General features: G+C 67.3%; 21 protein-coding genes and 2 pseudogenes. 10 read left to right on the forward strand and 13 right to left on the reverse strand.

The genetic code is table 11. The annotated features are described in order from the left end of the window. Positions 1–277 precede the first annotated feature (277 nt). From J7I89_RS13960 to J7I89_RS13970, 3 genes are all read right to left on the reverse strand, one after another. Positions 278–1,930, reverse strand: coding sequence for an MDR family MFS transporter (locus J7I89_RS13960; RefSeq protein ID WP_214971335.1), 1,653 nt, complete (start codon positions 1,928–1,930; stop codon positions 278–280). 207 nt (positions 1,931–2,137) lie between these two features. Next, complete coding sequence (gene rraA / locus J7I89_RS13965; RefSeq protein WP_214971337.1) at positions 2,138–2,659, reverse strand: ribonuclease E activity regulator RraA; 522 nt, start codon at positions 2,657–2,659, stop codon at positions 2,138–2,140. Positions 2,660–2,705: 46 nt separating this feature from the next. After that, a complete protein-coding gene (locus J7I89_RS13970; RefSeq protein WP_214971339.1) occupies positions 2,706–3,770 on the reverse strand; it encodes a thermonuclease family protein in 1,065 nt (354 codons plus the stop codon). 163 nt (positions 3,771–3,933) lie between these two features. Between J7I89_RS13970 and J7I89_RS13975 the strand changes: the two genes are divergently transcribed. From J7I89_RS13975 to J7I89_RS14000, 6 genes are all read left to right on the forward strand, one after another. Next, the gene (locus J7I89_RS13975; RefSeq protein WP_214971342.1) at positions 3,934–5,235 is read left to right on the forward strand and encodes an MFS transporter; all 1,302 of its coding nucleotides are present in this window, start codon (positions 3,934–3,936) and stop codon (positions 5,233–5,235) included. Positions 5,236–5,390: 155 nt separating this feature from the next. After that, complete coding sequence (locus tag J7I89_RS13980) at positions 5,391–5,990, forward strand: TetR/AcrR family transcriptional regulator (protein ID WP_214971423.1); 600 nt, start codon at positions 5,391–5,393, stop codon at positions 5,988–5,990. Positions 5,991–6,278: 288 nt separating this feature from the next. Then, positions 6,279–7,484 carry an NADP-dependent malic enzyme gene (locus tag J7I89_RS13985; protein WP_214971345.1) on the forward strand — a complete coding sequence of 402 codons (1,206 nt, stop codon included), beginning with the start codon at positions 6,279–6,281 and terminating at the stop codon, positions 7,482–7,484. A 197-nt stretch (positions 7,485–7,681) separates the two neighbouring features. Then, positions 7,682–8,185, forward strand: coding sequence for a DUF456 domain-containing protein (locus J7I89_RS13990; RefSeq protein WP_214971347.1), 504 nt, complete (start codon positions 7,682–7,684; stop codon positions 8,183–8,185). 26 nt (positions 8,186–8,211) lie between these two features. Beyond that, positions 8,212–9,174, forward strand: a complete 963-nt coding sequence (locus J7I89_RS13995; protein ID WP_214971349.1) for a lipopolysaccharide assembly protein LapB — start codon at positions 8,212–8,214, stop codon at positions 9,172–9,174. A gap of 88 nt (positions 9,175–9,262) precedes the next feature. Further along, positions 9,263–9,622, forward strand: a complete 360-nt coding sequence (locus tag J7I89_RS14000) for a nuclear transport factor 2 family protein (protein ID WP_214971352.1) — start codon at positions 9,263–9,265, stop codon at positions 9,620–9,622. 11 nt (positions 9,623–9,633) lie between these two features. On the opposite strand, the pseudogene J7I89_RS14005 reads toward J7I89_RS14000, so the two are convergent. Then, positions 9,634–9,900 (reverse strand): annotated as a pseudogene (locus J7I89_RS14005) (LysE family translocator); the annotation flags it as partial. A 14-nt stretch (positions 9,901–9,914) separates the two neighbouring features. On the opposite strand from J7I89_RS14005, the gene J7I89_RS14010 reads away from it, so the two are divergent. After that, complete coding sequence (locus tag J7I89_RS14010) at positions 9,915–10,232, forward strand: Lrp/AsnC family transcriptional regulator (RefSeq protein ID WP_308159915.1); 318 nt, start codon at positions 9,915–9,917, stop codon at positions 10,230–10,232. 131 nt (positions 10,233–10,363) lie between these two features. On the opposite strand, the gene J7I89_RS14015 is transcribed toward J7I89_RS14010, so the two are convergent. Together J7I89_RS14015 and J7I89_RS14020 are read right to left on the reverse strand one after the other, a co-directional pair. Continuing rightward, positions 10,364–13,081 (reverse strand): FG-GAP-like repeat-containing protein, encoded by a 2,718-nt coding sequence (locus tag J7I89_RS14015; RefSeq protein ID WP_214971355.1) that lies wholly within the window; start codon positions 13,079–13,081, stop codon positions 10,364–10,366. Positions 13,082–13,268: 187 nt separating this feature from the next. Next, positions 13,269–13,727 carry an Lrp/AsnC family transcriptional regulator gene (locus J7I89_RS14020; protein ID WP_214971424.1) on the reverse strand — a complete coding sequence of 153 codons (459 nt, stop codon included), beginning with the start codon at positions 13,725–13,727 and terminating at the stop codon, positions 13,269–13,271. Positions 13,728–14,115: 388 nt separating this feature from the next. Between J7I89_RS14020 and gluQRS the strand changes: the two genes are divergently transcribed. The 3 genes from gluQRS to J7I89_RS14035 are packed head-to-tail and all read left to right on the forward strand — an operon-like array spanning position 14,116 to position 16,688. Next, on the forward strand, positions 14,116–14,997 hold the full coding sequence (gluQRS, locus tag J7I89_RS14025) for a tRNA glutamyl-Q(34) synthetase GluQRS (RefSeq protein WP_214971358.1): 882 nt from the start codon (positions 14,116–14,118) through the stop codon (positions 14,995–14,997). A gap of 26 nt (positions 14,998–15,023) precedes the next feature. Further along, the gene (locus J7I89_RS14030; RefSeq protein WP_214971361.1) at positions 15,024–15,668 is read left to right on the forward strand and encodes a phosphohydrolase; all 645 of its coding nucleotides are present in this window, start codon (positions 15,024–15,026) and stop codon (positions 15,666–15,668) included. A gap of 3 nt (positions 15,669–15,671) precedes the next feature. After that, positions 15,672–16,688 carry an NADP-dependent oxidoreductase gene (locus J7I89_RS14035; protein WP_214971364.1) on the forward strand — a complete coding sequence of 339 codons (1,017 nt, stop codon included), beginning with the start codon at positions 15,672–15,674 and terminating at the stop codon, positions 16,686–16,688. Here J7I89_RS14035 and J7I89_RS14040 read toward each other — a convergent pair. From J7I89_RS14040 to J7I89_RS14070, 7 genes and pseudogenes are all read right to left on the reverse strand, one after another. Further along, complete coding sequence (locus tag J7I89_RS14040) at positions 16,663–17,925, reverse strand: low temperature requirement protein A (RefSeq protein WP_214971368.1); 1,263 nt, start codon at positions 17,923–17,925, stop codon at positions 16,663–16,665. The two genes, J7I89_RS14035 and J7I89_RS14040, sit on opposite strands and share 26 nt — an antisense overlap. 54 nt (positions 17,926–17,979) lie before the next feature. Beyond that, positions 17,980–18,615, reverse strand: a complete 636-nt coding sequence (locus J7I89_RS14045; protein ID WP_214971371.1) for a hypothetical protein — start codon at positions 18,613–18,615, stop codon at positions 17,980–17,982. Positions 18,616–18,715: 100 nt separating this feature from the next. Next, complete coding sequence (locus J7I89_RS14050) at positions 18,716–20,032, reverse strand: ATP-binding protein (RefSeq protein WP_214971374.1); 1,317 nt, start codon at positions 20,030–20,032, stop codon at positions 18,716–18,718. A gap of 123 nt (positions 20,033–20,155) precedes the next feature. After that, positions 20,156–20,647 (reverse strand): universal stress protein, encoded by a 492-nt coding sequence (locus tag J7I89_RS14055; RefSeq protein WP_214971378.1) that lies wholly within the window; start codon positions 20,645–20,647, stop codon positions 20,156–20,158. A gap of 40 nt (positions 20,648–20,687) precedes the next feature. Then, positions 20,688–22,058 (reverse strand): rhodanese-like domain-containing protein, encoded by a 1,371-nt coding sequence (locus J7I89_RS14060; RefSeq protein ID WP_214971381.1) that lies wholly within the window; start codon positions 22,056–22,058, stop codon positions 20,688–20,690. A gap of 242 nt (positions 22,059–22,300) precedes the next feature. Next, positions 22,301–23,677, reverse strand: a complete 1,377-nt coding sequence (locus J7I89_RS14065; RefSeq protein ID WP_214971385.1) for an FAD-binding oxidoreductase — start codon at positions 23,675–23,677, stop codon at positions 22,301–22,303. A 471-nt stretch (positions 23,678–24,148) separates the two neighbouring features. Further along, positions 24,149–24,738, reverse strand: a pseudogene (locus J7I89_RS14070) (amino acid permease); the annotation flags it as partial.

The raw sequence follows: 24,738 nt of genomic DNA on the forward strand, positions 1-24,738 counted from the left end.
TGCGGACGTCGTCGGCTGCGGTACCGGCCCAGACGGCCGGCGCACACGCGCCTAACAGTGTGCCACGTCACCGATCGAGGTTCCACTTGGGGACGGAAGACGACGACGGCGGGACGTCCCGCCGTCGTCCGTCTCCCGGCCTGGCTCCGGGCCGTCACGCAGCGCAGGCTTTTGCCGGCCGAGGCGGCGGTGCGTCCTGGAATTCCGCGGAAACGAAACGGCAGGCAGCCCGAAAGGCTGCCCGCCGTGACGTGTGCGTGGCGCTCGCCGGAGATTCCTAGTGGGCGGCGACTGTCTCCTTGGCAACTGCCTTGGGGTCCGTCAGCTTCTTGTTCGGCAGCGCGAAGCTGATCACGAAGGCGATCCCGGTGAGCACGGCCGCGGTGAGCATGACTGCGTCGATCGACTGGGCGAATCCCTCGGTGATGGGCCGGGTGAGCACGGGGTTGGCCGAGTGCAGCCAGCTGGTGTCGTTGAGGGAGTCGTTGGTGGCGCCGTTCTGGAAGAACTCGTAGAGCTTGGCGTTCGCGGGATCGGCGGCCACGGCGGGATCCTTGAGGACCTTGAGGTAGTCGGCGTTCTGCATGGCGTCCTTCATGCCGTTGGCGATCTTGTCCGCCGCCAGGCTGAACAGCATGGAAATGAACACGGCGGTTCCCACGGCGCCGCCCATGGAGCGGAAGAACGCGGCCGAAGAGGTGCCCACGCCCATGTCCTTCGGCGGCACGGAGACCTGCATGGCGAGGGTGAGCGGCTGCATGCAGAAGCCCAGGCCCAGGCCGAAGAACACCGCGATCAGGCCGGGAACCCAGAGCCCGGTGTCCACACCCAGCGAGAAGCCCATCACGACGGCGGCGGCGGTCAGGACCGCCGTGCCCACGATGGGGAAGATCCGGTAGGTGCCGGACGACGAGATGGTCCGGCCAGCGGTGATGGAGCCGGTGAGGATGCCCACGGTGAAGGTGATCATCATCAGGCCGGCCTCGGTGGGGGTCAGGCCCTTCACCAGCTGGAGGTACATCGGGAGCATGGCGATGGCTCCGAACATGCCGATGCCGATGATGAAGTTCAGCAGCGACGACAGGCCGAAGGTGAGGTTGCGGAAGAGCCGGAGCGGGATGAGGGCGTAGTCGCCTGCGCGCTTCTCGGCCAGCAGGAACGCGATGATGCCCACGATGCCCAGGCCGAAGCACAGGAGGGACGCCGCGGAGGTCCAGCCCCAGCTGCGGCCCTGCTCGGCCACCAGGAGCAACGGCACGATGGCCAGTGTGATGGCGGCGGCACCCCAGTAGTCGATCTTCTGTTTCACGTGCTTGGCGGGCAGGTGCAGGTACAGGAACACGACGGCCAGCGCGGCCAGGCCGATGGGCAGGTTGATGAAGAACACCCAGCGCCAGCCGTCGAAGCCCAGGATGTTCGCGGAGCCGGCGAAGGCGCCGCCCACCACGGGGCCCAGGACGGAGGAAATGCCGAAGACGGACATGAAATAGCCCTGGAACTTGGCCCGGTCCTTCAGGGCAACGATGTCGCCGATGATGGTCAGGGCAAGGGCCAGCAGGCCGCCGGCGCCCATGCCCTGGATGCCGCGGGCGATGGCCAGTTCGGTCATCGAGTGCACCGATCCCGCGTACAGGGAGCCCGCCAGGAAGATCACGATCGCGGCCAGGTACAGCGGGCGGCGGCCGAAGATGTCACTGAGTTTGCCATAGAGCGGGGTGCTCACCGTGGACGTGATGAGGTACGCGGTGGTGGCCCAGGCCTGGAGGGAAAGGCCGTCGAGGTCGTTGGCGATGGTGTAGATGGACGTGGACACGATGGTCTGGTCCAGTGATGACAGGAACATGCCGAGCATGAGACCCACCATCACTGTGATGGTCTGACGCTTCGTCAGGACGTCCCCGGCTGCGGGCCCGGCGGCGGTTTTGGACATGACTGCTCCATTACGAAGAAAAGGGGATCAAGCTTGATAGTTGCTTTCAGTAACTATCTTACGTCCCGCTTTGTTCCCCGGGGCAACAAAAACTTGGAACTTCGGCCGAATTCGGGGCCGGGGTTGCGGCTCGCCACTTCGAGGGGTGAGATCTCGGCGCTTAGCACTTTCCTAAGCGCCGAGATCTAACGCCTCACTGCCCGCTGATCAGTGCTCCACCAGGATGCCGTCGGGATCGCACCAGATGGTGGCACCCGAGCGGATGGTCACGCCGTCGATCAGCAGGTCCACGTCCGTCTCCCCGGCGCCGGCCTTCGCGCTTTTGCGCGGATTGCTGCCGAGCGCCTTGACCCCGAGCGGCAGTTCCGCGATTGCCTCACGGTCGCGGATGGCACCGTTAATCACGACGCCGGCCCAGCCGTTTTCGACGGCGCTCGCCGCAATCATGTCCCCCATAAGGGCGGTGCGCAGCGAGCCGCTGCCGTCCACCACCAGCACGGCGCCGTTGCCGGGCGTGGCCAGCGTGGACTTGACCAGCGCGTTGTCCTCGAAGCAGCGGATGGTCCGGGCCGGACCGCTGAAGTGCGATCGGCCGCCCAGGGACTGGAACTGCAGGGCAATGGAGTTGAGTTCCTCGCCGCGCTCGTCGTAGAGATCGGCGGTGTTGACGGTGGCGGCTTGGGCAGCCGCCTGGTTAGCCGTGGAATTGCCGGCAGGGGAAACGGTCATGGGTTCTCCTTGTGACGGTGTGGTGCTTTGGTCGCGCAATCGAAGCCTATCCGCAAGGCCTCCACGTCTTGCCGCCCGGTGCATAACAACGTGGGCCGGTGTAGCCAGCGTACGGGTCAGTTATCGGTGCCGGAACTACCGGCGGCACGTATACCGGCGGTGCATCGACAGGAGGTGCCGGCGGAACATAGACCGGAGGAAGGTTCCTGATTCTTTCGGCCTCCGCGGCGGCTGCGGCGGCAGCTTCGACTTTCGCCCGGGCAGCCTTGGCTGCGGCAGCATCTGCCACGCTTTTCTTCTTGCTCTTGATGGCTGCCTGACGTGCGGCTGCCTCTGAGGCTGATGAGTCCAGCCGCGAGACGAGCGCCGCCAGCGTGGCAGGCGCATAAGCGGCCCAATGGATCTTGTTTTTCGCCGCAGCTGCTGCCTTGAGCGCCGCTATCGTCGCGAGGGCGGCAACAAGGCTCGCATTGGATTTGTCGAGCATGGGCGTTGAGTCCGTGAGTGGAAGCGCGACAATCGTCTCCACGGTTTCGACAGCCTTCTCAACCTGCTGCGTGGGCAGACAGGCGATCTCCGTCGAGTTCAGTCCAACGGCCCGGGTTCGGGCCTCTTCGAAGGCCTCCTCAACCGCTGGATAAAACTTGCGGTTGGGCTCAATAAGCATCGGAATGCCCAGGCCGAGGCGGGCGACCTCCGCGTTGATCAACGTCCCCGATGAATTGAATACGCCGGCCAGCGTGCGTCCATATTTATCCGTTGGCTCTTCGTCCAGTTCCAGCCGGACCACCGACCCCACGGGGAGGAGTCGCTCCAGAGCGTCGGTGGCCTCGGGGCCGAGGCACTCAACCGGGTTGTTAGGGTCCTTAGTTTCCGGCGTGTCTACGTTCAGCAGCCGGACGGTCTTCTCCCCGGCGCTGGTCAATGCAACAAAGGTGTCTCCGTCAACGACGCGGCTGACCGTGGCCTCGTTTGGGGCCACGTCTTGGTCTGCCGCGGAGGAGGCCTGTTGGGAGTTGTTGGTAGTGCATGCTGTGAGTGCCAGGGTGGCGGCGACCGCCACCGAGGCGGATTTGAGGAGGGCTCGATGGCCGGGGTTTTGTGATGGCAAGATGCGTTCCCCCATGGAATGAGTGATGAGTGCCTATGCAGGAGATACCCCGGTGGCAAGAGGTGCGCAGGCAAGGCATTCTATCGCCGCAAAGAACGCTGTTCTAGACGTCCTGCAGATAGTCTGATTTCACACGATCAAAACGTTCCAGGGGGAGCCTGCCATGAGTCTGTCCGACATTCCCGGTGCAGTTCCCGATCCCGCGCTGATGGGGACACGATCGGCCGCGGCGCTCGCCGAACCCACAGCCCGGGTGAGGCCGCTGTGGACCACGGGCGTGGTCCTGGTCAACCTCGGGATCAATGCGGCGTTTTTCGGTCCCATCCAGGTGCTGCTCGGCCAGCAGGCTGAACATTTCGACGCCGGCCAGAAGGAAGCCATCCTGGCGCTCGTGACCGGTGCAGGGGCGGCCGTCTCCCTCGTGGCCAACCCCCTGTTCGGCGCCTTCAGCGACCGCACCACGTCCCGCTTCGGCCGGCGCGTGCCGTGGGTCGTGGTGGGGGCGGTCCTGGGGGCGGCCGCGCTGATCGGCCTCGCCGGTGCGCCCAATGTGGCGGTCATGACGCTGCTCTGGTGCCTCGTGCAGGCCGGCTGCAACGGGGCCTACGCTGCCATCACCGCTGCCATTCCTGACCGGGTTCCCGTGCCGCAGCGGGCCACGGTAGGCGGCCTCGCGGCGATGGGCCAAACGGTGGGCATCCTCATCGGCGCGGTGATCGCCGCCGTCGTCAGCGGAAACTTCGCCCTGGGGTACATCATTTGCGCAGCCGCCCTGCTGGCCGGCGTGGTGATGTACCTGTTCCAAAGTGACGACGTGCCGCTCCCCGCCGGCGACAGGCCCCCGCTGAACTGGACCGATTTCCTGCTCGGCTTCGTCCGACCGCTGCGGCACCCGGACTTCGCCTGGGCCTGGATCACCCGCCTGCTCGTGAATATCGGCAACCACATGGTCACCCTGTACCTGCTGTTCTTCCTCGCGGACGCTGTGCACCTGAAGCAGACCACCGGGATGGAGCCGGCCTTCGGGGTGCTGGTGCTGACCGGGCTGTACGCCGTGTTTGTCATCATCACCAGCGTGATCGGCGGCCGGCTCAGCGACCGCATGGGCAAGCGCAAGCCCCTCGTCATAGCCTCCTCGGTGATCATCGCGCTTGCTTCACTGATCCTGGCGTTCGCGCCGACGTGGATCGGGGGCATCGTGGGCGCCAGCGTCCTGGGGATCGGCTTCGGCGCCTACCTCGCGGTGGACTTTGCGCTCATCACCCAGGTGCTGCCGCACGCCGTCGACCGGGGCAAGGACCTCGGCGTCATCAACATCGCCAACTCACTGCCGCAGGTCATCGCCCCGGCGCTGGCCTGGCCCTTCGTGACGCTCTGGGGAGGCTACGTTTCGCTTTATGTCGCCGCCGCGGTGATCGGCCTGCTGGGTGCCGTGTTCGTGGTGAAGATCAAGGGCGTGGACTGACAGCAGGCTTCCCGGCCAGCTGTACGGCTGGCAGGAGGAGCGCAATGGACCGGCAGCGCAGATGGCCGGTGGCGTATAGTTGACTCCGAATTGCGGGCGGGATCGGGATGGGGACTCTCCTGGCTGCCGCAGGAATCTCAACCTCCGGACTGATGATGCTTGAATTTAATCCAGATCTTCCGCCCATGGCCGCCCCGCCGTCCCTGCCCCGACAACAGCTCCGCTACGCCCGCATCCTGGACGTCGCAGCCGGGTTTGCGCGCAAGGGCCTCAAGTCCGTAACCCTGTCCGAGGTGGCCGCGAAGGCCGACGTCCCCCTCGGCACCCTGTACCGCTACTTCCCCTCCGCCACGCACCTGATGCTGGCCCTCTACCGGCACCAGCTGAGTGACCTCAAGGTGGGCAGCTGGCCGGGTGCGGGCACGGTCCGGATCCATGCGCTGTCCGGCGTGGTGATGGAAATCTTCCACATGCGGGTGATGCAGCCCGCCGTCGAACACTGCCTCAACCAGGGCGTGTACCTCAAGGACAGGGACACCACGGCGCTGCTGCGGGAGATCGACACCCTGGCCGAGCGTGCCGTCACCGCCGCGAGTGGCGACGCCGCCATCTCCCGGGTGCTACTGCTGACCGTCACCGGTCTAGTCCACTCGGTCCGCTGCCGCCGCTTATCGCTGTTCGAAGCGGAAGAGGACCTGAAGAAAGCCTGCTCCCTGCTGGTGCCGCGTCCCCGGTCGATGCGCCACACAGCGTAACCGGTCTAGACCGCTGCCCGTTTTGAGGCGCCAAATTCGGTGAAATAGGCCACAGGAACACCCAAAAAAGCGCTGCAGCGCCCCAAACGGCGTCCAACTGGCCAAACAGGCGGCTCCACAGTGTTTACCATTGCAGGACCGGAGCGGCTAGCAACCCGTACCAGCGGGCTTCCGGACGGACCCCGCCACCCTTTGGGCCGTCAGCGAAGCGCGCACCTGACCATCTTGAGCCTCCAATGCTTGAGCCCACTGTGCCGTGCGCCCACGGCTAGCCCAGGAGACAACGACGTGTCCACTGAAACGATTGCCCCCACCGATAACACCGCAGCCGAAGCGCTGACGGAACAGGAAATCTTCGCGGCCCACGAGGGCGGCAAGCTCTCCATCGCCAGCACCGTCCCGCTCGCCAACAAGCGCGACCTCTCCATCGCGTACACACCGGGCGTTGCACAGGTCAGCCGCGCCATCCACGCCGACCCGAAGCTCGCCAAGACGCACACCTGGGCGCAGCGCCTGGTGGCGGTTGTCAGCGACGGCACCGCCGTTCTGGGCCTCGGAAACATCGGCCCCAGCGCCTCCCTCCCGGTCATGGAGGGCAAGTCCGCCCTGTTCAAGGCCTTCGGCGAACTGGACTCCATCCCGCTGGTCCTCAACACCACGGATGTGGACGAGATCGTGGAAACCCTCGTCCGGCTGCGTCCCAGCTTCGGTGCCGTCAACCTAGAGGACATCTCGGCCCCGCGCTGCTTCGAGCTGGAGGAGAAGCTCATCGAGGCCCTGGACTGCCCCGTCATGCACGATGACCAGCACGGCACCGCCGTCGTGGTCCTCGCCGCCCTGACCGGCGCCGCCAAGGTCACCGGCCGCGAGCTCGAAGGCCTGCGCGTCGTTGTCTCGGGCGCCGGAGCCGCCGGCATCGCCGTCGCCGAAATCCTGCTCACCGCGGGCATCAGCGACGTCGTGCTGCTGGACTCCCGCGGCGTGATCAACGCCGAACGCCCGGACATCGCCGCCGACCCCGCCAGCAAGAAGGCCCAGATGGCGCAGCGCAGCAACCCCCGCGGCATCGCGGGCGGCCCGGCCGAGGCCCTGCTCGGCGCGGACGTGTTCGTCGGCGTCTCCTCCTCGAAGCTGGCCGAGGAACACCTGAAGCTGATGAACCACAGCTCCATCGTGTTCGCGCTGTCCAACCCGGACCCCGAAGTGCTCCCCGAGGTGGCCGCCAAGTACGCTGCCGTGGTTGCCACGGGCCGCAGCGACTTCCCGAACCAGATCAACAACGTCCTGGCCTTCCCGGGCATCTTCCGCGGCGCGCTCGACGCCGGTGCACGCCGGATCACGCCCGCCATGAAGCTCGCCGCAGCGCGCGCCATCGCCGCCCTGGCCGAGGAGAATCTGTCCGCGGACTACATCGTGCCCAGCCCGCTGGATCCGCGGGTGGCGCCGGCCGTCACGGCCGCCGTGGCCGCCGCGGCAGCGGAAGACGGAGTCTGAGGTCCGCAGCCCAGGCCGCTGACCCGTACAGCCGCTGACCCGTACGGCCGCTGAGTTCGGCTGACTGAAGGCCCGACGGCGGTGCCTCCCGTGCTGGGGAGGCACCGCCGTCGTCGTTCTCCGAACGGGCGGCCGGCGGCGCCGGGCTGCGTTTCGGTGATCCCGCGGAACCCTGGACCGGAACCTAGACTGGGGGAATGAACGCCCAGACCGTAGTGACCGTCCTGTGCGGCCTGGCCATAGTCGTTGGCGTGGCCGGCACCGTCATCCCGGTGCTGCCGGGCAGCTTCCTGATCGGCCTGAGCCTGCTGGCGTGGGCCATCTGGGGCGGCGAGGGCACCACCGGCTGGGTGGTTTTCACCATCGGCATGGTGTTCGTGCTGGCCGGCATGGCGGCCAGCGCGGTGCTCGCCGGCCGCAAGCTCAGGCAGCACAGGATTCCCAACCGGAGCGTCGCGGCAGGCATCGTGCTGGGCATCGCGGGCATGTTCGTCATTCCCGTGGTGGGCCTGTTCGTGGGGTTCGCCGCCGGGCTTCTGCTCAGCGAAATCCACCGCACGCGCGACTTCCGCACCGCCCTGACCACCAGCTGGGCGGCCCTCAAGGCCACCGGCCTGGGCATCCTCGCCGAGTTCGGCCTGGCCTGCCTTGCCGCCAGCACCTGGGTGATCGGCGTGTGGGTGGCCGCCGCTTCGGGCTAGCTTCGCCGGGCCACTAGCATGGAGGAATGACCGCGGGGCAGATTCCAGGACCGATCTACCGCGACACCCGCGACCTCACGCCGTTCGGCGGCGGCCAGGTCCGGACCCCGGTGAAGGAAATTGCCGAGGGCGTCGGCGGGCTGATCCACGGCGTGCTTGGCGGCAGGGGCTCCGCCCGGATCAGCGTGGACGGCAGCGTCCCCCGGCTCAGGCTCCTCCCCGGCAAAGCCGCCAAGGCCGTCTACGACGCCATCTTCGCCAGCACCGACCCCAACCGGCTGATTGCCGCCGCCCGCGAATACCCCGGCTGGGCGGGCCTGTGCTACGTGATGGCCGGGCTTCTCGCCCACAAGCAGGGCGGATACCTGCGGGCCGTGGAGCTGCTGCAGCGGGGCCTGAGCATCAGGAACGACGACGACGCGAACCAGTTCGCGGCCAGCTACCTCACGCGTGTGGTCACCCGGGTGGAAGTCGCCGAACGCATCGAAGTCCCGGTGCTGTTCAGCGAGGAGTCGGTGTTCCTGGCCCTGTCGCACTCCCTGCGCGAAACAGGCCAGACGGAAGCGGCGTTGGAAGCGCTCTCCATGCTGCCGCCGTCGTTGCCCACCGCCCTCGCGAAGTGCGCGCTGGCCTACACCCTCGGGCGGGACCAGGAGGTTGTGGTCTGGACGGAAGGGCTGCTCAACGCGGATGACCTCTCCGCCGCCCTGCTGCTGGTCCGGGCGCGTTCGCTGCGCCGGCTCGGCGCCCATGAGCCCGCCCAGCGGGCCCTGAAGGAGGTCCTGCGGCGGCGCAAGACCAGCATGGCGCTGCGCAATGACGCCCTGACGGACCGGGCCCTGCTGGTGCTGGAGAATGGCCGCAAGTCCCTGAACCCGCGGGACTGGCGGCGCCGGCGGGCCGAGCTCGAGACGTTCGAAGTCATCCGCAAGGACGTCGAGGAGCGCCGGCTCTGGGAGCAGGAGTGGAAGGAACTGGACGGGGACTGAGGCCGCCGCCGAGGCGGCGGCCTCCGGTGGACTCTTGGAGAAGCCTGCGCCTCTTGTGGGCGGCTCGCCGCCGGGGTACAACGGACAAATGACCGACCCAATCAGGCAGTGGATGGAAAAGTACATCGCGGCGTGGGCCACCAACGAGCCCGACGACATCCGGGCGCTGTTCACCGAGGAGGCCGTCTACGCCACCCGCCCGTATGACCCGGATGCCTGGCGCGGTCGCGAGCAGATCGTGGAAAAGTGGATCGCCTCCGCAGACGAGCCCGAGGACTGGAGGTTTGAGTGGTCCGTCCTCGGAACCGACGGCGACCTCGCCTTCGTGCAGGGACGCACCACCTATCTCAATGACAGGCCCAGCTACGAAAACCTCTGGGTGATCCGGCTTGGCCCGGACGGACGGGCAAGCGCCTTCACCGAGTGGTTCATGGAGCGCAAGACCTGAGGAGGCCAGGGCTACGCCAGGCCCGCGATGAGGGGGAGCAGCTGCTCTGACAGCAGTACCGCGCCGAGGCACACCATGATGATCCCGCTGGCCAGTGTCACCTTGCGGGCGGCGCCGGGCCGGGACTGCAGAAGCTTCCGCGACAGCAAAGCCACGCACGTGTAGACGATGGCTGCCAGCAGCACAAACGTCAGGCCGAGCAGTCCCGACTGCACCGGCACGGGCAGCGGTGCCTCGGCGCTGACGAACTGTGGCACGAGCGCCACGTAGAAGAGCAGGCAAGTCGTCCGGCGTGATCCGCGGCTACAAAGCGGACATCGACCCGGCCGCCGTCGGGCTCGGTTTTGAGGCGATCGTTTTCGTGACCCTGCGGCAGGTGGACCGGCCCACCATGGAGATCTTCGAGAACCGCGTTGCGGGCAATCCCAACATTGTCGAGGCCCAGCGGCTGTTCGGCTCCCCGGACTACCTGCTGAAGGTGATTGCCGCGGACCTGCCGTCGTACCAGCGCTTCTACGACAGCGAACTGACGTCCCTTCCGGGTGTGGAACGGCTGACCTCGACGCTGGTGATGAAGAACCTGAAGTCGAACGCCGGCCCGCCGGTCTGAGCACGGCCCTGGGCAAGGCCTGGGCGCGGCCCCGGCTGAACACGGCCCTGGGCTAATCGGGTACCTGCCTTAAATGCGGCCGGCCGCGGAAGGTGATTTCCGCGGCCGGCCTGTTGTTGTCAGACCCGTGCTCAGCGGGGATTCAGGACAACGTTTTGGAAGGAGCCCGTTCCCGTGCCCGCGTGGAGCCAGAGCGTCCCGTCGGCCGATGTGGTGAGGACGTTCGGGTTGGCTGTTCCGGCGAACCGGCCCACGCTGACAAGGGACTGGAAGGCGTCCCAGCCGGTGCCGAGGTGCTTGCGGGCGAGGAAGCCGGAGGCTCCGTTGCCGGGGTAGAGCCAGAGGTTGCCGTCTGCGGTACGGGCCATGATGTCGGCTTTGCGGTCACCGTTGAAATCGTTCGCCGCAATCACCTGGTCAAAGATGCCCCAGCCGGAGCCGATCTCCTTGCGTGCCAGGAAGCCGCCGGTCCCGTTACCCGGATACAGCCAGAGCTTGCCGTCCGCGGACTGGCCGATGACGTCGCTGCGCCCGTCGCCGGAGAAATCGCCCGGGGCCAGCATCCGCGTGAAAATGTTCCAGCCGCTGCCGATCCTCTTGGGGGTCAGGAACGTTCCTTTCCCGTCGGTCGGGTAGAGCCAGAGCGAGCCGTCCGCCTTCCGAGCCACCAGGTCCGGGCCGCCTGCGCCATTGAAGTTGCCGGCGGAAAGCACCTGGTCGAAGACCTGCCAGCCGCCGCCGACCTGGCGGGCGGCACGGAATCCGCCGGAACCGTTTCCGGAGTAAAGCTTCAACGCGCCTTCGGCGGAGCGGGCCAGGACATCCGGCCTGCCGTCGCCATCGAAGTCGCCGGCCTCCCAAACCTGGCTGAACACGTTCCAGCCGGAGCCGATCTTCAGCTTGGCCGCGAAGCCGCCGCCCCCGTTTCCGGGATGGGCCGTCATGGCGCCGGTATTGCTGGCAACGAGAACGTCCGTGAGGCCGTCGGCAGTGAAGTCGTGGCCGCCCATCAGGTCGGCCGCGGCGGTCCAGCCGGTCGCCAGGGTGGTACGGGGCAGGAACCCGCCCGTCCCGGTGCCCGGGTACAGGTAGACGGTGCCGTCGCTGGTCCGTGCAAGAAGGCCGGGGGCGCCGTCGGCGAGTCCGCCGGCCGCTGCGATGGCAGTAAATCCCTGCCAGCCGGCCCCCACCTGCTTGGCCGGAAGGAAGCCGCCGGTCCCGTTGCCCGGGTAGAGCCACAATGATCCGTCGGTGCGCATGCCGAGCAGGTCGCGGCGCATGTCGCCGTCGAAATCCCCGGCTGCAATGATGCGCTTGAAGATGGTCCAGCCGGACCCGATCTGCTTCCGTGCCTGGAAACCGCCGGTTCCGTTGCCGGGATACAGCCACAGGGCGCCGTCGGATGACCGTGCAATGAGGTCAGCCCGGCCGTCGCCGTTGAAGTCGCCGTCTCCCAGGACCGTGTTGAAGATGTTCCACCCGGTGCCGATCCTGACCGGCGCGCCCAGCTTGTTTCCCGACTGGCCCGCAAGCAGAAGGAGCGAACCGTCAGCTTCCCGGGAGATCGCGTCCGCGCGGCCGTCGCCGTTGAAGTCACCGGCGGAGAACTGGATCTTGGTGCGCAGCGCCAGGTCCGCGTTGATGGTTACCGTGGCCGAAGTGGCCGAGACGGCGTTGATGGTCACGAGCGTCCCGGCGTGGGTCGTGAACGTGCGGCCAGCCTGCCAGGTGTGGTTGGAGCTGTAGTAGCCGTTGAACGGAATGGTGGACGGCATGAGGGTCAGCGAGGACGCCGCTGTTGCCCCGCCGCGCTGGACGATCTTGACGCCACGGTTGCCGGCTGATCCCGACGCTAGGTAGGAGTCGTACCCGGCCGGCTGCCTCAGTTCAAGGTAATAGACCTCCCTGCTGACCGGATCGGTGAACTTGACCGCGCGGCCGGCGCCGGTTCCGCCCCATGGTTTCAGGGTGTAGCTTTTCACGCCGGCAGCGACACCGAGATCCCGGATTTCGGTGCCGAGGCCGAGGCCCCGCCAGTCCCAGAAGGGGGAGCTGATCACCGGCATGCTCGGGTGCGATGCGCCCATGAGGTCGGTCGTGTCGCCGTATTCACGGATGTAGCAGGAGGAATCGGTGAACTGTCCGGTGCTGGTGGTGCCGACGTCGGCGGCGCCGCTGCTGCACTGCAGAGCGTCGGCATGCATGGACCCCAGAACGTGGCCGAACTCGTGGGCGATCACACTGTTGGTGTAGCTGCCGATCTGGGGCATCAGGACACGTCCGCTGTTGCCGTTGCTGCTGTAGCCGGCACCCAGGGCCCCGTCGGAGAGCGTGGCAGTCGGAACGAAGATGACCAATGCCCTGTTGGTGCCGTAGGTCCACTTCAGCTCATTGGTGATCTTGTTGATCATGGAGTAGTACGAGTCTGTGGACTTTGCCGTGGGCGAATTCCAGGTGGCGCGTTCAGTGACAGCCATGGAGATGCGGCCGTTGGACATCGCCTTCCAATAGTTGCTGGATGCAGCCACTGCACGTTCGGCGGCGGCCATGTCAACCTTGGATCGGTTGTCAACTAACGTGGCGATGACGAGCTTGACGCTCATTGCCGCCGCGGCCAGCGTCCCGGCTTCCGTCTGGAGCGCCGTACCAGTGGGAAGACCGTCCATGGGTACGCCGGGGGCGGACTCGAACATGTGGTCCCCGTGCGGCGTCCCCTCGACAAACTGCGCGGCGGGGCCGTCCACCGCCGGATCGGCCGCCGCGAGCGACGGGCTGGCCGGGAGGGCGATGAGCCCGGCGGCGAGAAGCAGTCCGGTGGCAGAGGCGACTGAACGGGAGAATAAGCGCATGGAGTTCCTTATTGAGACCGAACCCTGGCGGAGACCCTGGGATGGAGGATGCAGCGTCTGACTGCGACGGGCTCTGCAACTGATGCAGGATCAGGCTACAGCCGGCACCGCAGGACGGCCGGCAGAATATCCGCAGTTTTCTCCAATGATTTGCGCAAGATCGGAGTGGCGCCCGGAGGATCGCCCGTTAGTCGCCTAAAAGGCCCGTGGTCCGGTAGGGGATCACTTCGCGCAGGAACATGCTCGTGGACGTCCGCACAATCCCCGGGCACAGCCGGATCTCCTCGGAAACCCGGTACAGGTCATCCGGGCTGGTGGCCACCACGCGGATCAGGAGATCGGTGTCCCCGGCAGGGGCATGGCACTCCAGCACTTCCGGGATCTCGCGGAGTGCCGCAATGGCCTCGTTGAGGTGGCTTTGGTCCAGTTCAGCGCTCACCGCGGCCGCCACGCCGCGGCCAAGGGCGGCGGGGAGCACCCGGCTGCTGTTGGGACGGAGTGCGCCCGACGCCGTCATCCGCTCCAGGCGCGACTGAACGGTTCCACGGGCCAGGCCGAGGCGCTGGGCCAGCACCATGATGGGCAGCCGCGGATCGTCGTCGAGGGCGGCGAGGATCCGCCGGTCGGTGGCGTCGAGCTGCTGCAATCTGATCACTTCCTGGGTATTGAACCTGCTGGAGTTGGTCAGATTGACCACCCGAGGCAATGTCCGTTGCGCCAACTGTATGACTTCTGCTCAGATAGTGGCAACAACGGCAGCGGCCACCGCCAACGCCCGCAGGCTACAGGACCCCGGCACACCACCCGGCCCCCTGGACCACGCTTCCCGCAAGGAGGCCGCCGCTGATTGACACTTGTTCACGCATCGTCATTCCGCAAGCAGTGCCATGCTTCGAGGGATGGAGCTCCGAGGTACGGAGTTCCGAAGCCCGGAGCCGGCACGGCAAGAGCCCCTGAGCCACCGACCCCCGGATATCCGCCGGGGTGCGCGGTAGCTGAGGGGCTCTTGTGTTGTTCGGCATAGGCTGGAGGGCATGACCAGCGCTGGCCGTTTCGCCCCCAGCCCGTCCGGTGAGCTGCACGTCGGCAACCTCCGGACGGCCATCCTTGCGTGGCTCTTCGCCCGTTCCACCGGCCGGCGGTTCCTGCTCCGCGTGGAAGACCTGGACCGCGCCCGCGCCGGAGCGGAGGCTGAGCAGCTCCGCGATCTGGCGGCCGTCGGCGTGACCTGGGACGGCGCCGTCGTGCGCCAGACCGACCGTGAACCGCTCTACAAGGCGGCCATCAGCGAACTCGCGGCCGCGGGGCTGACGTACGAGTGCTTCTGCACGCGCCGGGAGATCCAGGAGGCTCCGTCCGCGCCGCATGCGCCGCAGGGCGCCTACCCGGGGACCTGCCGGAGGCTGTCGACGGCGGAACTCGAGTTCAGGCGGTCCACCCGTCCCGCTGCCGTCCGGCTGCGTTCCTCGGTTGCGGAATGGGCGGTGGAGGACATTCTTCACGGCGCCTACACGGGGGTGGTTGACGACTTCGTGCTGCGCCGCAACGACGGGGTGACGGCGTACAACCTGGCCGTGGTGGTGGACGATGCCGATCAGGGCATCGACCAGGTGGTCCGCGGGGACGACCTCCTGCCGTCCACGCCCCGGCAGGCATATCTTGCCTCGCTCCTGCATATGCCGGTTCCGGAATATGCCCACGTTCCGCTGGTGGTGAACTCCGACGGCGCCCGGCTGGCGAAGCGCGACGGCGCAGTGACGCTCGCCGACCTGGCCGCCGCCGGGATAGCCGCTGACGCCGTCCGCCGGACGATCCTGGAATCGCTGGGGCTGCCCGGCGAGTCCTTGGAGTCGGCACTCGACGCGTTCGATCCCGCGGCCCTGCCGCGCGAGCCGTGGGTGTGGCCGGGCGTGTAGTTGGCGGCGGTGGGTACGCTGAATGCATGCCAGAACAAGGATTGCCGGAAGCACGCTTCACCGTAGAGACCGCCAAGGTCCTTGCCGAGGTGGCGCACAACCGCCAGAAGGACAAGCTCAAGCGTCCGTACCGCGAGCACGTTATGGCGGTCGGTGATGCGCTCGCCGATTTCGACGACGACATCCGGATCGCCGGCTACCTCCACGACATCGCCGAGGACACGCCCATGACACGGCAGGCGCTGCTGGACATGGGCGTCTCGGAACGGGCGGTGGGCATCATCGAACGGGTCACCAAGCGGCTGCACGATAACCCCGACGACTACCAGGCCGGCATCCGTTTCATCGCCGAGGACCATGACGCCACCCTGGTGAAAATCGCCGACAACGCGCACAATTCGCTGCCCGAACGGGTGCAGGCCCTGGCCGAAAAGTGGCCGGAGAGGCCGCCGGTGACACGCTATGCCGACGCCCGTCCGGTGCTGTACGCCGCCGTTCCCGATGAGGAGATCCGGAAGATCCTGGCGAGGGTGAACCCTTGGCTGCTCGAGGAACTGGACGACCGCCTGGACGAAGCGGATGACACCGACTACGAGAATCTCGCCTACGAAGATGCCCCGCTGGTCGAGACCGACGAGACCCCCGAGCCGGACGGCGCACGCAAGGACTAGCCATTGCTCGCCTACGTCCTCACCCGGTATGGAGCGGCAGACGCCATGGAGTTCCGGGACGTCCCCGAACCGCGTCCCGGACCCGGCGAAGTGCGGATCCGGGTGGCTGCCGCCGGGCTCAATCCGGTCGACTACAAGCTGCGCCAGGGAAAGCTGCGGGCCATCAGCGGACACCGGCTTCCCATCATTGCCGGCTGCGAGGTGGCCGGAACGGTGGACGCCGTGGGCCCCGGAACCAGCGGGTTCGAACTCGGGGACCGCGTGTATGCGCGCGTGGACGAGGCCACCCTCGGCGCTTTTGCGGAGCTTGTGTGCGTGCAGCAGGGGCACGTCGCCGCCATGCCGGTGTCGCTGGGGTTCGCCGAAGCGGCGGGACTGCCGCTGGCCGGTCTTACGGCGCTTCAGGCCCTGCGCGACGAACTCTCCGTCCGGGAAGGCACCAGGCTCTTCATCTCCGGTGGCGCGGGCGGCGTCGGAACGCTGGCGATCCAGCTGGCTAAGCACTTCGGTGCTGAGGTGACCACCACGGCGTCCCCCCGCGGCGACGAACTGGTGCGGAGACTGGGCGCGGACCGGGTGATCGACTACACCCGGAATCGCATTGCCGACGAACTCCAGGACTACGACGCCGTGCTGGACCTGGTGGGCGGCGAAACGCTGAAGCAGTCTTTCCGGATCCTCAAGCCCGGAGGCATGGTGGTATCGATCGCCGGAGTCCCCGAGCCGCTGACCGCGCGGAAGGACCTGGCCGCCCCCGGCTGGGTCGTGGCGCTCTTCTGGGCGATCAGCCTTCCGGTCCGGTTGCGGGCAAGGCGGGCGCGCGCACGCTACCGTTACCTTTTCATGCATCCCAGCGCGGATGACCTGCGCTTCCTCGCCACGCTGGTGGATGAGGGCGCGCTTCAGCCTGTCGTTGACAGCGAGTATCCGTTCGGCAGCATCGCCGACGCCTTCGCCGCCCTGGAGCAGGGCCATGCCAAGGGCAAAATCGTGGTCACTCTGCCGGCCGCGCCCCGGTAGCCCCGCGCTCCAGGTCCTCCAATGCGGCAGCCAGCCGCTCAGTGCCGCGGCGCTCATCAATGACGATTGATGCGGCAAGAGCCAGGACAATCACCATCAGGCAGACGGGCACGGAAACCCCGGCTTCGGCGAGGGCAACGGTGCCGGCCAGCACCACCACCACTCCGGCGGCGACGGCGATGACGGTGCGGTCCGCGCAGATCATGACGCTGAACAGCCAAGTCAGGGAGAGTTTGAACAGCGCCACGGGTACGGCAATGCTGGCCACCGCCACGGCGGCGCTGATGTGCGCCTCATGGTCGATGTAGTAGGCCACGACGTGAAGCCCGGCGCCCGTCGCGGCGATGGCAGCGAAGATCGGGATGTGCCCGTAGCCGAAGAAGAATGCGCGGTGCCGCTGGAGGTGCAGGGCCTGGCCGGCGGGCAGGATGAAGTAGAGCCACCACATGCCGAAGGCCAGCGCCGTCCCGCCGAACCCCACCAGCGCCGCATCGACGCTCCAGCCATGGTTGGCCACGATGGCGCGGAGGGTTTCGATCGCGCCGATCAGGCATTCGCCGAGGGCGATGATGGCGAGCAGCCCGTAGCGTTCGGCGATGTGGTGCGCGTGCCACGGGGTCCGCATGGAGCGCTCGGCGACGTAGGGCGTAGCCATTTCCAGCACGTAGAGGGGGACGGTCATCAGGATGGTCGTCAGCAGGTCGGCCTGAATGATCAGCACCGCGATCCAGCCGAGCTGCACCACGCCAAGGTAGGTTGCGTAGCGCCGGCAGGTCTGCCGGCGGGCTGGGTCCTGCTGCCCCGCGCGCAGCCACTGGAATACGAGGGCAAGGCGCATGATCACGTAGCCGCCCACGATCACGGCGTTGTCCACATGGTCGCCCTGCACCAACGAGTGGAACAGCGGCTCGATCCCCATGGCCAGAATGAGCACGCCAAGCAGCTGGATCAGGGTGACCACCCGGAAGACCCAGTCGTCGGTGTCGTAGGCGCTGGCGAACCAGGTGAAGTTGATCCAGGCCCAGATGACGGCGAACATCGCGTAGGAGAAGCCCAGCAGCCCGGCACCGAAGTGGGCTTCCGCGATCTCGTGGGCGAACTGGCTTCCGGCCACTCCGAAGGCAATGACAAACGTCAGGTCGAAGAACAGCTCCAGCGGCGTGGCGGCACGGTGCTGCTCATGAGGGTCGCGGCCGCCCATGCGGGCCATGGCATGCCGGAGGGGATTGTTGGACATGGCTCATAGAGTACCGCCGGGGAGACGGATCGCTCCAGCGCCGCCCGGAGCAGGTCAGGAGGAGACAGGACCCCTGACGGCCGAGGCAGCCCGTGCCCGCCACAGCAGGCCGATGTAGGCCAGATCCAAGGCGCTGCAGAGCGCGCCGACGCCAAGGATCAGGGGCGAATTCCCGTACCAGCCGAAAACCACGGTGGGAGCGAGGGTGCCGATCCACTTCGCCACGGCAATGACGAGCGACTGGCCCCGGCCGCCGCCGCGGGCCACGAACATCGCGATGAAGAGGCCGGACATCAGCAGGTTCTGCAGGAACGCGGCATACCGTGCGGCGTCGTCCCAGCCGAACTCCACCACGAACAGCAGCTGCACGGCGGAGGCCATGGCGCCAAGCAGCAGCGCCCAGCCGATGAAGAGCCGCCGCGTGACCCAGGACGGCAGCTCGGCCCTCCCGAACCTGAGGAACGTGTACACGATGAGGACGTCGGCCAGCCCCCACACAATGTTGAAGACGCCCTGGGCGGTAATCCCGGTGGCCACAGAATGCGAAGCGTGGACCACCTCCCAGGCGAAGTTCAGGCCCAGGGCCGCGGCCGGAATGGCATAGGTGCGGTCCCGGAAGCCAAGCCGGATGGCTTCGGCGTACACCACCGTCCAGGCCAGCCCGCTCACAACGGTCAGGAACAGGATCACGGCTCTCCCCTCCCGTGGCCATTTCGATGGAAGCGTGCCCAGCTAGACGCTAGCCCACGTCTAGCTGGCAGGGAACCGTCGAAATGGCGGCGGGGCAGGCTTACACCCGGCCGAGCGCCTCGATGTCCTCGAGGAAGATCTGGTGCACCTCGTCGCTGACGGTGGTCCGTGTGTCCGCGATGGCGTCGAGGTAGTCCTCCGTGGCGGGGCCCTTCCGGACTGCCTCGCGGACGGCCACGGTGCCACCGGAAGCCAGCCCGCCGTCGTCGTACACCGCTTTCTCCAGCGCGCGCTGGGAGGCGCTGCGGGCGGCGTACTCGATGTCCGCGGGGGAGAAGCCTTCGGTGCGGTCCACCAAAAGCTCCACGTCGACGTCGTCCACCACGGCGGCGGGGATGAAGCGCTGCCACATGGCCTCGCGGGCCTGCCGGTCGGGGAGGCCGATGGGGATGACGTAGTCGAACCGGCCGTGGCGCAGGAACGCGGAGTCCAGGGCGCGGATGAAGTTGGTGGCGCAGACCAGGAGGCGGCCGGGCTGTTCACGGAAGGCCGGGATGATCTTGAGGAGCTCGTTGGTGACGCCCTGCAGCGGCGACGGCGGCTCGCCCGAGCGCTGCGAGGCGATCTCCTCCACCTCGTCGATGAACACCACGGCGTGCTCCAGCTCGGCGATCTCGAGGAACGTCTCGCGCAGCGCGCCGGCCAGGCCCTTGGGGTCGGAGGCCAGCCGGGAGGGGAAGACCTCCACGAACGGCCACTCCAGCCTGGACGCAATCGCCTTGGCGAATGTCGTCTTGCCGGTGCCGGGCGGGCCGAACAACACCACCGCGCGCGGCGGCACCACGCCGAACTCGTCCGCGAGATCCGCCTCGGCGAGGGGCAGCACCAGCCGCCGTTCCAGCAGTTCCTTCTCGCGGCGCATGCCTGCCACGTTCTCCCACAGGTCCCGGGCCAAGATGCGGCCGCCGAGCAGGCCCAGGGGCTCAAGCTCCTGGCGCTGGACCGGGATGGTGCGCTCAAAGTAGCGCAGGTTCTTCTTGAGCATGAACCCCCGGCTCAGGAAGGCCTCCACGCGGGTTTCCGACTCCGGCATGAGCGCGGACAGCTTGTTCAGCCCGTGCGGCGCCATCCGGTTTTCGACGGCGGCCAGCAGGGAGGTTCCGATCCCGCGGCCGCGGTACTCCGGCAGCGTGGCCAGGAAGACGATCCAGCCCTGGTCGTGCGCGGCGCGTCCGACGGCGGCACCCACCACCTGATCGCCCAGCACCGCCACGACGGCATGGTCCTTTTCGCAGGACGCCAGCACTTCGGAGAGCGCGTAGACGGGTTCGACATTCGTGGCCTTCAACGACTCCCAGAGGTGCAGGATGCCGTCCAGGTCCGCTGAGTGGAAATCCCTGATCCGCCAGTTGGTCATGAAGTGTCTCCCGGATGGTTCGTCGCTGAGCCAGTTGAGCCTGTCTGCTGAGCATATGCGAACCGGCCGGTCAGGGGGTTGCGGTGGCGTTGCGTTACGCGGGCCCGGCGTTACGCGGGCCAGTCAGGGTTTGGCGGTGCCGTCGCTTTTGGCCTTGGAGCCCCTCCAGAGGTGGTGTTGGCGGTGGCTTTCCTTCTCATGCATTACCAGGACGGGGCAGTCGGCATGCGCCACGCAGGCCGAGCTAACCGACCCCAGGTGCAGGCCCAGGAATCCGCCGTGGCCCCTGCGTCCAACCACCAGCATTCGCGCCCCGGCGCCGGCCTCCACCAGCTTCTCCGGTGCAGGGCCGCGCACCAGTTCCGTGGTCAGGCCCTCGGGAGCGTCCGACCCAAAGGCCTTGTCGATGGCTTCCGCCAGTATTTTGGCGGCGGAGGCCTCGAACGCGTCGAAGTCCGGGGGCACATACCCGGCGTACATCTCGGGGAAATGCCAGCACGCCACGGCATGAACCCGGGCGTCCAGGGCGGGCGCCACCCGCGCCGCGAAGCGCAGCGCCTCTATGGAGGACTCTGAGCCGTCAACGCCCACAACCACTTTGCCTTCAGCATCCATCACCGTTCTCCTTTGAAATGCGGATCCTCTGATAAGCCGCTTAGAGTCGCTGCGCCGGTTGCAGGTGCATCGGAATTCCCGCCGCGGCGGCGTCCCGGAACCGGGCGTCGATGTGCACCACGTCCCGCCCCGCCCGCTGCAGCAGGCTGGCCGCCACGCCGGCCCGGTATCCGGACGTGCAGTGCACCCAGATCCTGCCCGCCGGCAGCTCGTCCAGGCGTCCCAGCAGTTCGTGCAGCGGCACGTTGACCGCATCCGCCACGTGGGAGGCGGCAAACTCCTCCGTGCGCCGGACGTCCAGCACCGCTTCGCCGGCGGGCTTGTCTGCGACGACGGCGGCCCACCCGGCGCGGGGATAGGAGGCGACCGGGGTCCCCGGCGCGAGTACGTGGGGCTCGGTGCCGAACGCGGCGTCCGGGCGGTCGATGCCGATGCGGGAGAGGTCCCGGATGGCGTTCCGCAGGTCCTTGCGGTCGCCCACGAGCGTCAGCTTCTCTCCCCACGGAAGGACCCAGCCGAGGTACGAACTGAAGCTGGACCCGGACCCGTATTCAAAGCTCACAGTGCCCTGCAGGTGGCTGCTCGCGAACAGCACCCGGCGGCGGAGATCCACCACCCATTCGCCCCTGGCCAGCCGACTGGTGAGTTCAGCGGCATCCAAGGATTCCGGCAGGCTCAGGTCCGCGGGCTCTGGGCCGGTCATGTTGATGGGGGCCATGTGTGCGTAATACGACGGGTAGGCAGAAAGGTTGGCCATCAGTTCGGCCACGAAATGCTCGGGGTCCGGGTCGGTCAGGGCGTGGTTGGTGGCGCGTTGCTCCCGGATGGTGGACGCCGCCGCGCCCGACGCCGGGCCGGTGGAGCAGAAGGACCCGAAGCCGTGGGTCGGGAACAGGGCGGCATCGGGACCGGCCTCGTCAGCCAGCCGGTGCACCGACGCGTACTGGTCCCGGGCCAGCCCGGCAGTGTCAGCGGGGCCGAGGAGGTCCGTGCGGCCCACCGAACCGTAGAGCAGGCTGCCCCCGGAAAAGACCGCCTGGGTGCTCCCGTCCGTGACCACATAGGACAGGTGGGTGTGCGTGTGGCCGGGGGTGGCCACGGCCCTGAGGGAGAACCCGCCGATCTGCACGGACTGTCCGTCGGTGATGGGCTCGCGCTCGAACGCCACGGAATCGGCGGCGTTGACCAGGTACTTTGCGCCGTGCGCTCGGGCCAGGATCAGCCCGCCGGTGAGGTAGTCGTTGTGGACGTGGGTCTCGGCGACGTGGGTGATGTCCACGCCTGCCTGCCGCGCGGCTTCCTCGACGCGGTCCGTGTCCCGCTGGGCGTCGATGACCAGCCCCACGCGGCCGTCATGGACCAGGTAGCTGCGGTCCCCCAGCTGCGGGGTCTCGATGACAACAACGTCCATTGGTCCCGGTCCTTCGACGTTCCGGGGCTCGCACGGCTTCGCACGCCCCCGGATTCCTCCATGGTAGGCCGGTTGGCGGCAGAAGCGGCCGGTCGTGCAGGAAACTCTGGCATTTCTGCACCACTTTGCCGTGCCGCCCGGGTGCAGCGGCCCGGAACCACAGCGCGGGTGCGCCCTGGGCCGTCCGGGAGCGGGCTAAAGCGGTGCAGAAATGCCGGAGTGCACGCCGCCAGGGACAGGAATCAGGCGGCTGGTTTGATGTTCTGGTTCACGTGGAACAGGTTGTCCGGATCGTACTTGGCCTTGACCTGGGCGAGCCGGGCATAGTTGCCCGCGTAATTGTCCTCGATGTTTGGCTGGTCATCGGCGTCGAGGAAATTGACGTAGCCTGCGCCGGCTCCATGCGGATGAAGCTCTGCGTAGTAGTCCCGCACCCACTTGGTGTTCGCCTCGTTGTCGGCGGGATCCTCCCACATGCCGGCAATGGCCACGGCGAAGTTGACGTCCCGGTATGGAAACGCGGTCTCGTCCTGTCCGACCCGGTGGACGGCGCCGTTGATGGGGTAGTAGTGGTTTGCGGTCTGAAGGCTCGGGATGTCTTCCCCGAATTTCTGCGCGACCCTGATGACGTCATCACTCAGCCGGGGCAGGAACTCGGCCTTCCAGTAGGCCTGGAGGCCTTTCGGCAGCATGGGGTCGAAGAGCGTGTTCAGCACCGTGTACGGGAGTGGGCCGACGAACGATCCGGCAACGGGTGCAACATCCAGGAACTGCTGCCACTGCCGCTCGCCCTCGTCGTGAGGGCCCGCCCAGCCACCCACTAGCACTACTACCGGCTTCCCGTGATACTCCTCGGGCAGGAACGGGACCGGCGGGCCCTGGTGGAACCCCAGGAAGAGGCCCATTTCTTCCGGGGCAGTGGCGATGTAGTCCCGGTACAGCTGGGCGACGGCGTCGGCGTGTTCCAGCAGATAGATGACCACGCCGCCGTAGACCACATCAACAGGGTGCAGGTTGAACTCCATCGAGGTCACCACGCCGAAGTTGCCGGTGCCTCCGCGCAGGGCCCAGAAGAGGTCGTCGTTCTCCGTGGGGCTGGTCACGAGGAACTTCCCGTCCGCCGTGACCACGTCAGCGGACTTTAGGTTGTCGCAAGACAGCCCATACTTCCGGGCGAGGTAGCCGATGCCCCCGCCAAGCGTCAGCCCGGCGACGCCCGTCGAACCGATGATGCCGCCCGTGGTGGCGAGTCCGAACACGCTGGTGGCGTGGTTGAAGTCGGCCCACGTGGTTCCGGCTTCGGCCCGAGCCGTGGCGCTGGCCGGATCCACCCGCACGCCGCGGCAGTCCGCAAAGTCGACCACGAGGCCGCCGTCGCAGGTGCCGAATCCCGGCGCGCTGTGGCCACCACCGCGGAGCGCCAGGTCGAGGCCCTCGTCTCGGGCAAAATTCACTGCCGCGATGACGTCCGCCACCTGCGAAACGCGCAGTATGGCTGCCGGACGTTTGTCGATCATGCCGTTGTACACGGCCCGGGCGGCGTTGTAATCAGCGTGGTCGGAACTGATGACCTGGCCCCGCACTTTGTCCTGCAGGGCCTGGAACGAGCCGTTGTCCATGGTGAACTCCAATGCGCACTGATCATGCCTGCATGATCAGGTCAGGGCGCGGCAACTCTCGGCGGCCGTGCCGGACGTTGATTGTGCCTCCGCTGCAGTACCGGATGAGTCGGCGACAGATCCGTGGAGGGGACGTTTCTGTAGTGGCGGAGATCGGATGCACCGGAGCGCCGCGCATGTCCTGGCGCACAACTGCCCCGGCGTGATTGTTTAAACGGTTGCCCGCCGAGCTGCCGGCGGGTGAGACGCCGGTGTCAGCACGCCATTAGGCTGATCGGCTAGACGTAAGCTACGCCCGCGCCTGCCCGGGGTCAAGAAGCAAAACGCCGACGGCGGCGCCTCGGGTTCCGTTGCAAGGGAACCCGAGGCGCCGCCGAGGTGGTTCAGGAAGCTTGGGCTTAAGCGCGAACGGACACTTGGGGCCCTTGGATCCGGGGCCTCAAGTGTCCGTTCGCGCTCAATCGAGGTGGGCTAGATGCGGTTGCTACCGCCTGGGCCCGGGCGGTTTGCGACCACGGGGGACATGCCGGTGAAGCCGTCGCGGGTTTCGGCGATGTCGTGGATTCGTTTGCGGCAGGCGTACCAGCCGGCGACCATGAGGGCGCAGGCCACGAGGGTGACGAGCAGGGTCAGGGGTGAGTCGATGAAGACCATGATGAGCACGCCGACGAGGAAGAGCAGGGAGAGGTAGCCGGTGTAGGGGGCGCCGAACATCCGGAAGGAGGGGCGTTTGAGCCAGCCCTTGTCGGCCCAGCGTTTGAGCTGCATCTGGCACAGGACGATGGTGGCCCAGGTGACGATGATGCCGACGGAGGCGACGTTGAGGACGATTTCGAAGGCCTGGGACGGGACGAGGTAGTTCAGCGGGACGCCGAGGAGGGAGACGCCGGCGGTGATGGCGATGCCGCCGTAGGGGACGCCGGCTTTGTTCATGCGCTGGGCGAATTTGGGGGCGGAGCCGGCGACGGACATGGAGCGCAGGATCCGGCCGGTGGAGTAGAGCCCGGCGTTGAGGGAGGACAGGGCGGCGGTGAGGACAACGAGGTTCATGATGACGTCCA

It is taken from the genome of Arthrobacter sp. ISL-5, assembly GCF_018613835.1.
Taxonomy (GTDB): domain Bacteria; phylum Actinomycetota; class Actinomycetes; order Actinomycetales; family Micrococcaceae; genus Arthrobacter.

Coding starts and splice junctions, on each gene's coding strand:
- J7I89_RS13960 (WP_214971335.1), bottom strand. CDS start 1,930: ATGTCCAAAACCGCCGCCGGGCCCGCAGCCGGGGACGTCCTGACGAAG.
- rraA (WP_214971337.1), bottom strand. CDS start 2,659: ATGACCGTTTCCCCTGCCGGCAATTCCACGGCTAACCAGGCGGCTGCC.
- J7I89_RS13975 (WP_214971342.1), top strand. CDS start 3,934: ATGAGTCTGTCCGACATTCCCGGTGCAGTTCCCGATCCCGCGCTGATG.
- J7I89_RS13980 (WP_214971423.1), top strand. CDS start 5,391: ATGCTTGAATTTAATCCAGATCTTCCGCCCATGGCCGCCCCGCCGTCC.
- J7I89_RS13990 (WP_214971347.1), top strand. CDS start 7,682: ATGAACGCCCAGACCGTAGTGACCGTCCTGTGCGGCCTGGCCATAGTC.
- J7I89_RS13995 (WP_214971349.1), top strand. CDS start 8,212: ATGACCGCGGGGCAGATTCCAGGACCGATCTACCGCGACACCCGCGAC.
- J7I89_RS14000 (WP_214971352.1), top strand. CDS start 9,263: ATGACCGACCCAATCAGGCAGTGGATGGAAAAGTACATCGCGGCGTGG.
- J7I89_RS14015 (WP_214971355.1), bottom strand. CDS start 13,081: ATGCGCTTATTCTCCCGTTCAGTCGCCTCTGCCACCGGACTGCTTCTC.
- gluQRS (WP_214971358.1), top strand. CDS start 14,116: ATGACCAGCGCTGGCCGTTTCGCCCCCAGCCCGTCCGGTGAGCTGCAC.
- J7I89_RS14030 (WP_214971361.1), top strand. CDS start 15,024: ATGCCAGAACAAGGATTGCCGGAAGCACGCTTCACCGTAGAGACCGCC.
- J7I89_RS14040 (WP_214971368.1), bottom strand. CDS start 17,925: ATGTCCAACAATCCCCTCCGGCATGCCATGGCCCGCATGGGCGGCCGC.
- J7I89_RS14050 (WP_214971374.1), bottom strand. CDS start 20,032: ATGACCAACTGGCGGATCAGGGATTTCCACTCAGCGGACCTGGACGGC.
- J7I89_RS14055 (WP_214971378.1), bottom strand. CDS start 20,647: ATGGATGCTGAAGGCAAAGTGGTTGTGGGCGTTGACGGCTCAGAGTCC.
- J7I89_RS14060 (WP_214971381.1), bottom strand. CDS start 22,058: ATGGACGTTGTTGTCATCGAGACCCCGCAGCTGGGGGACCGCAGCTAC.
- J7I89_RS14065 (WP_214971385.1), bottom strand. CDS start 23,677: ATGGACAACGGCTCGTTCCAGGCCCTGCAGGACAAAGTGCGGGGCCAG.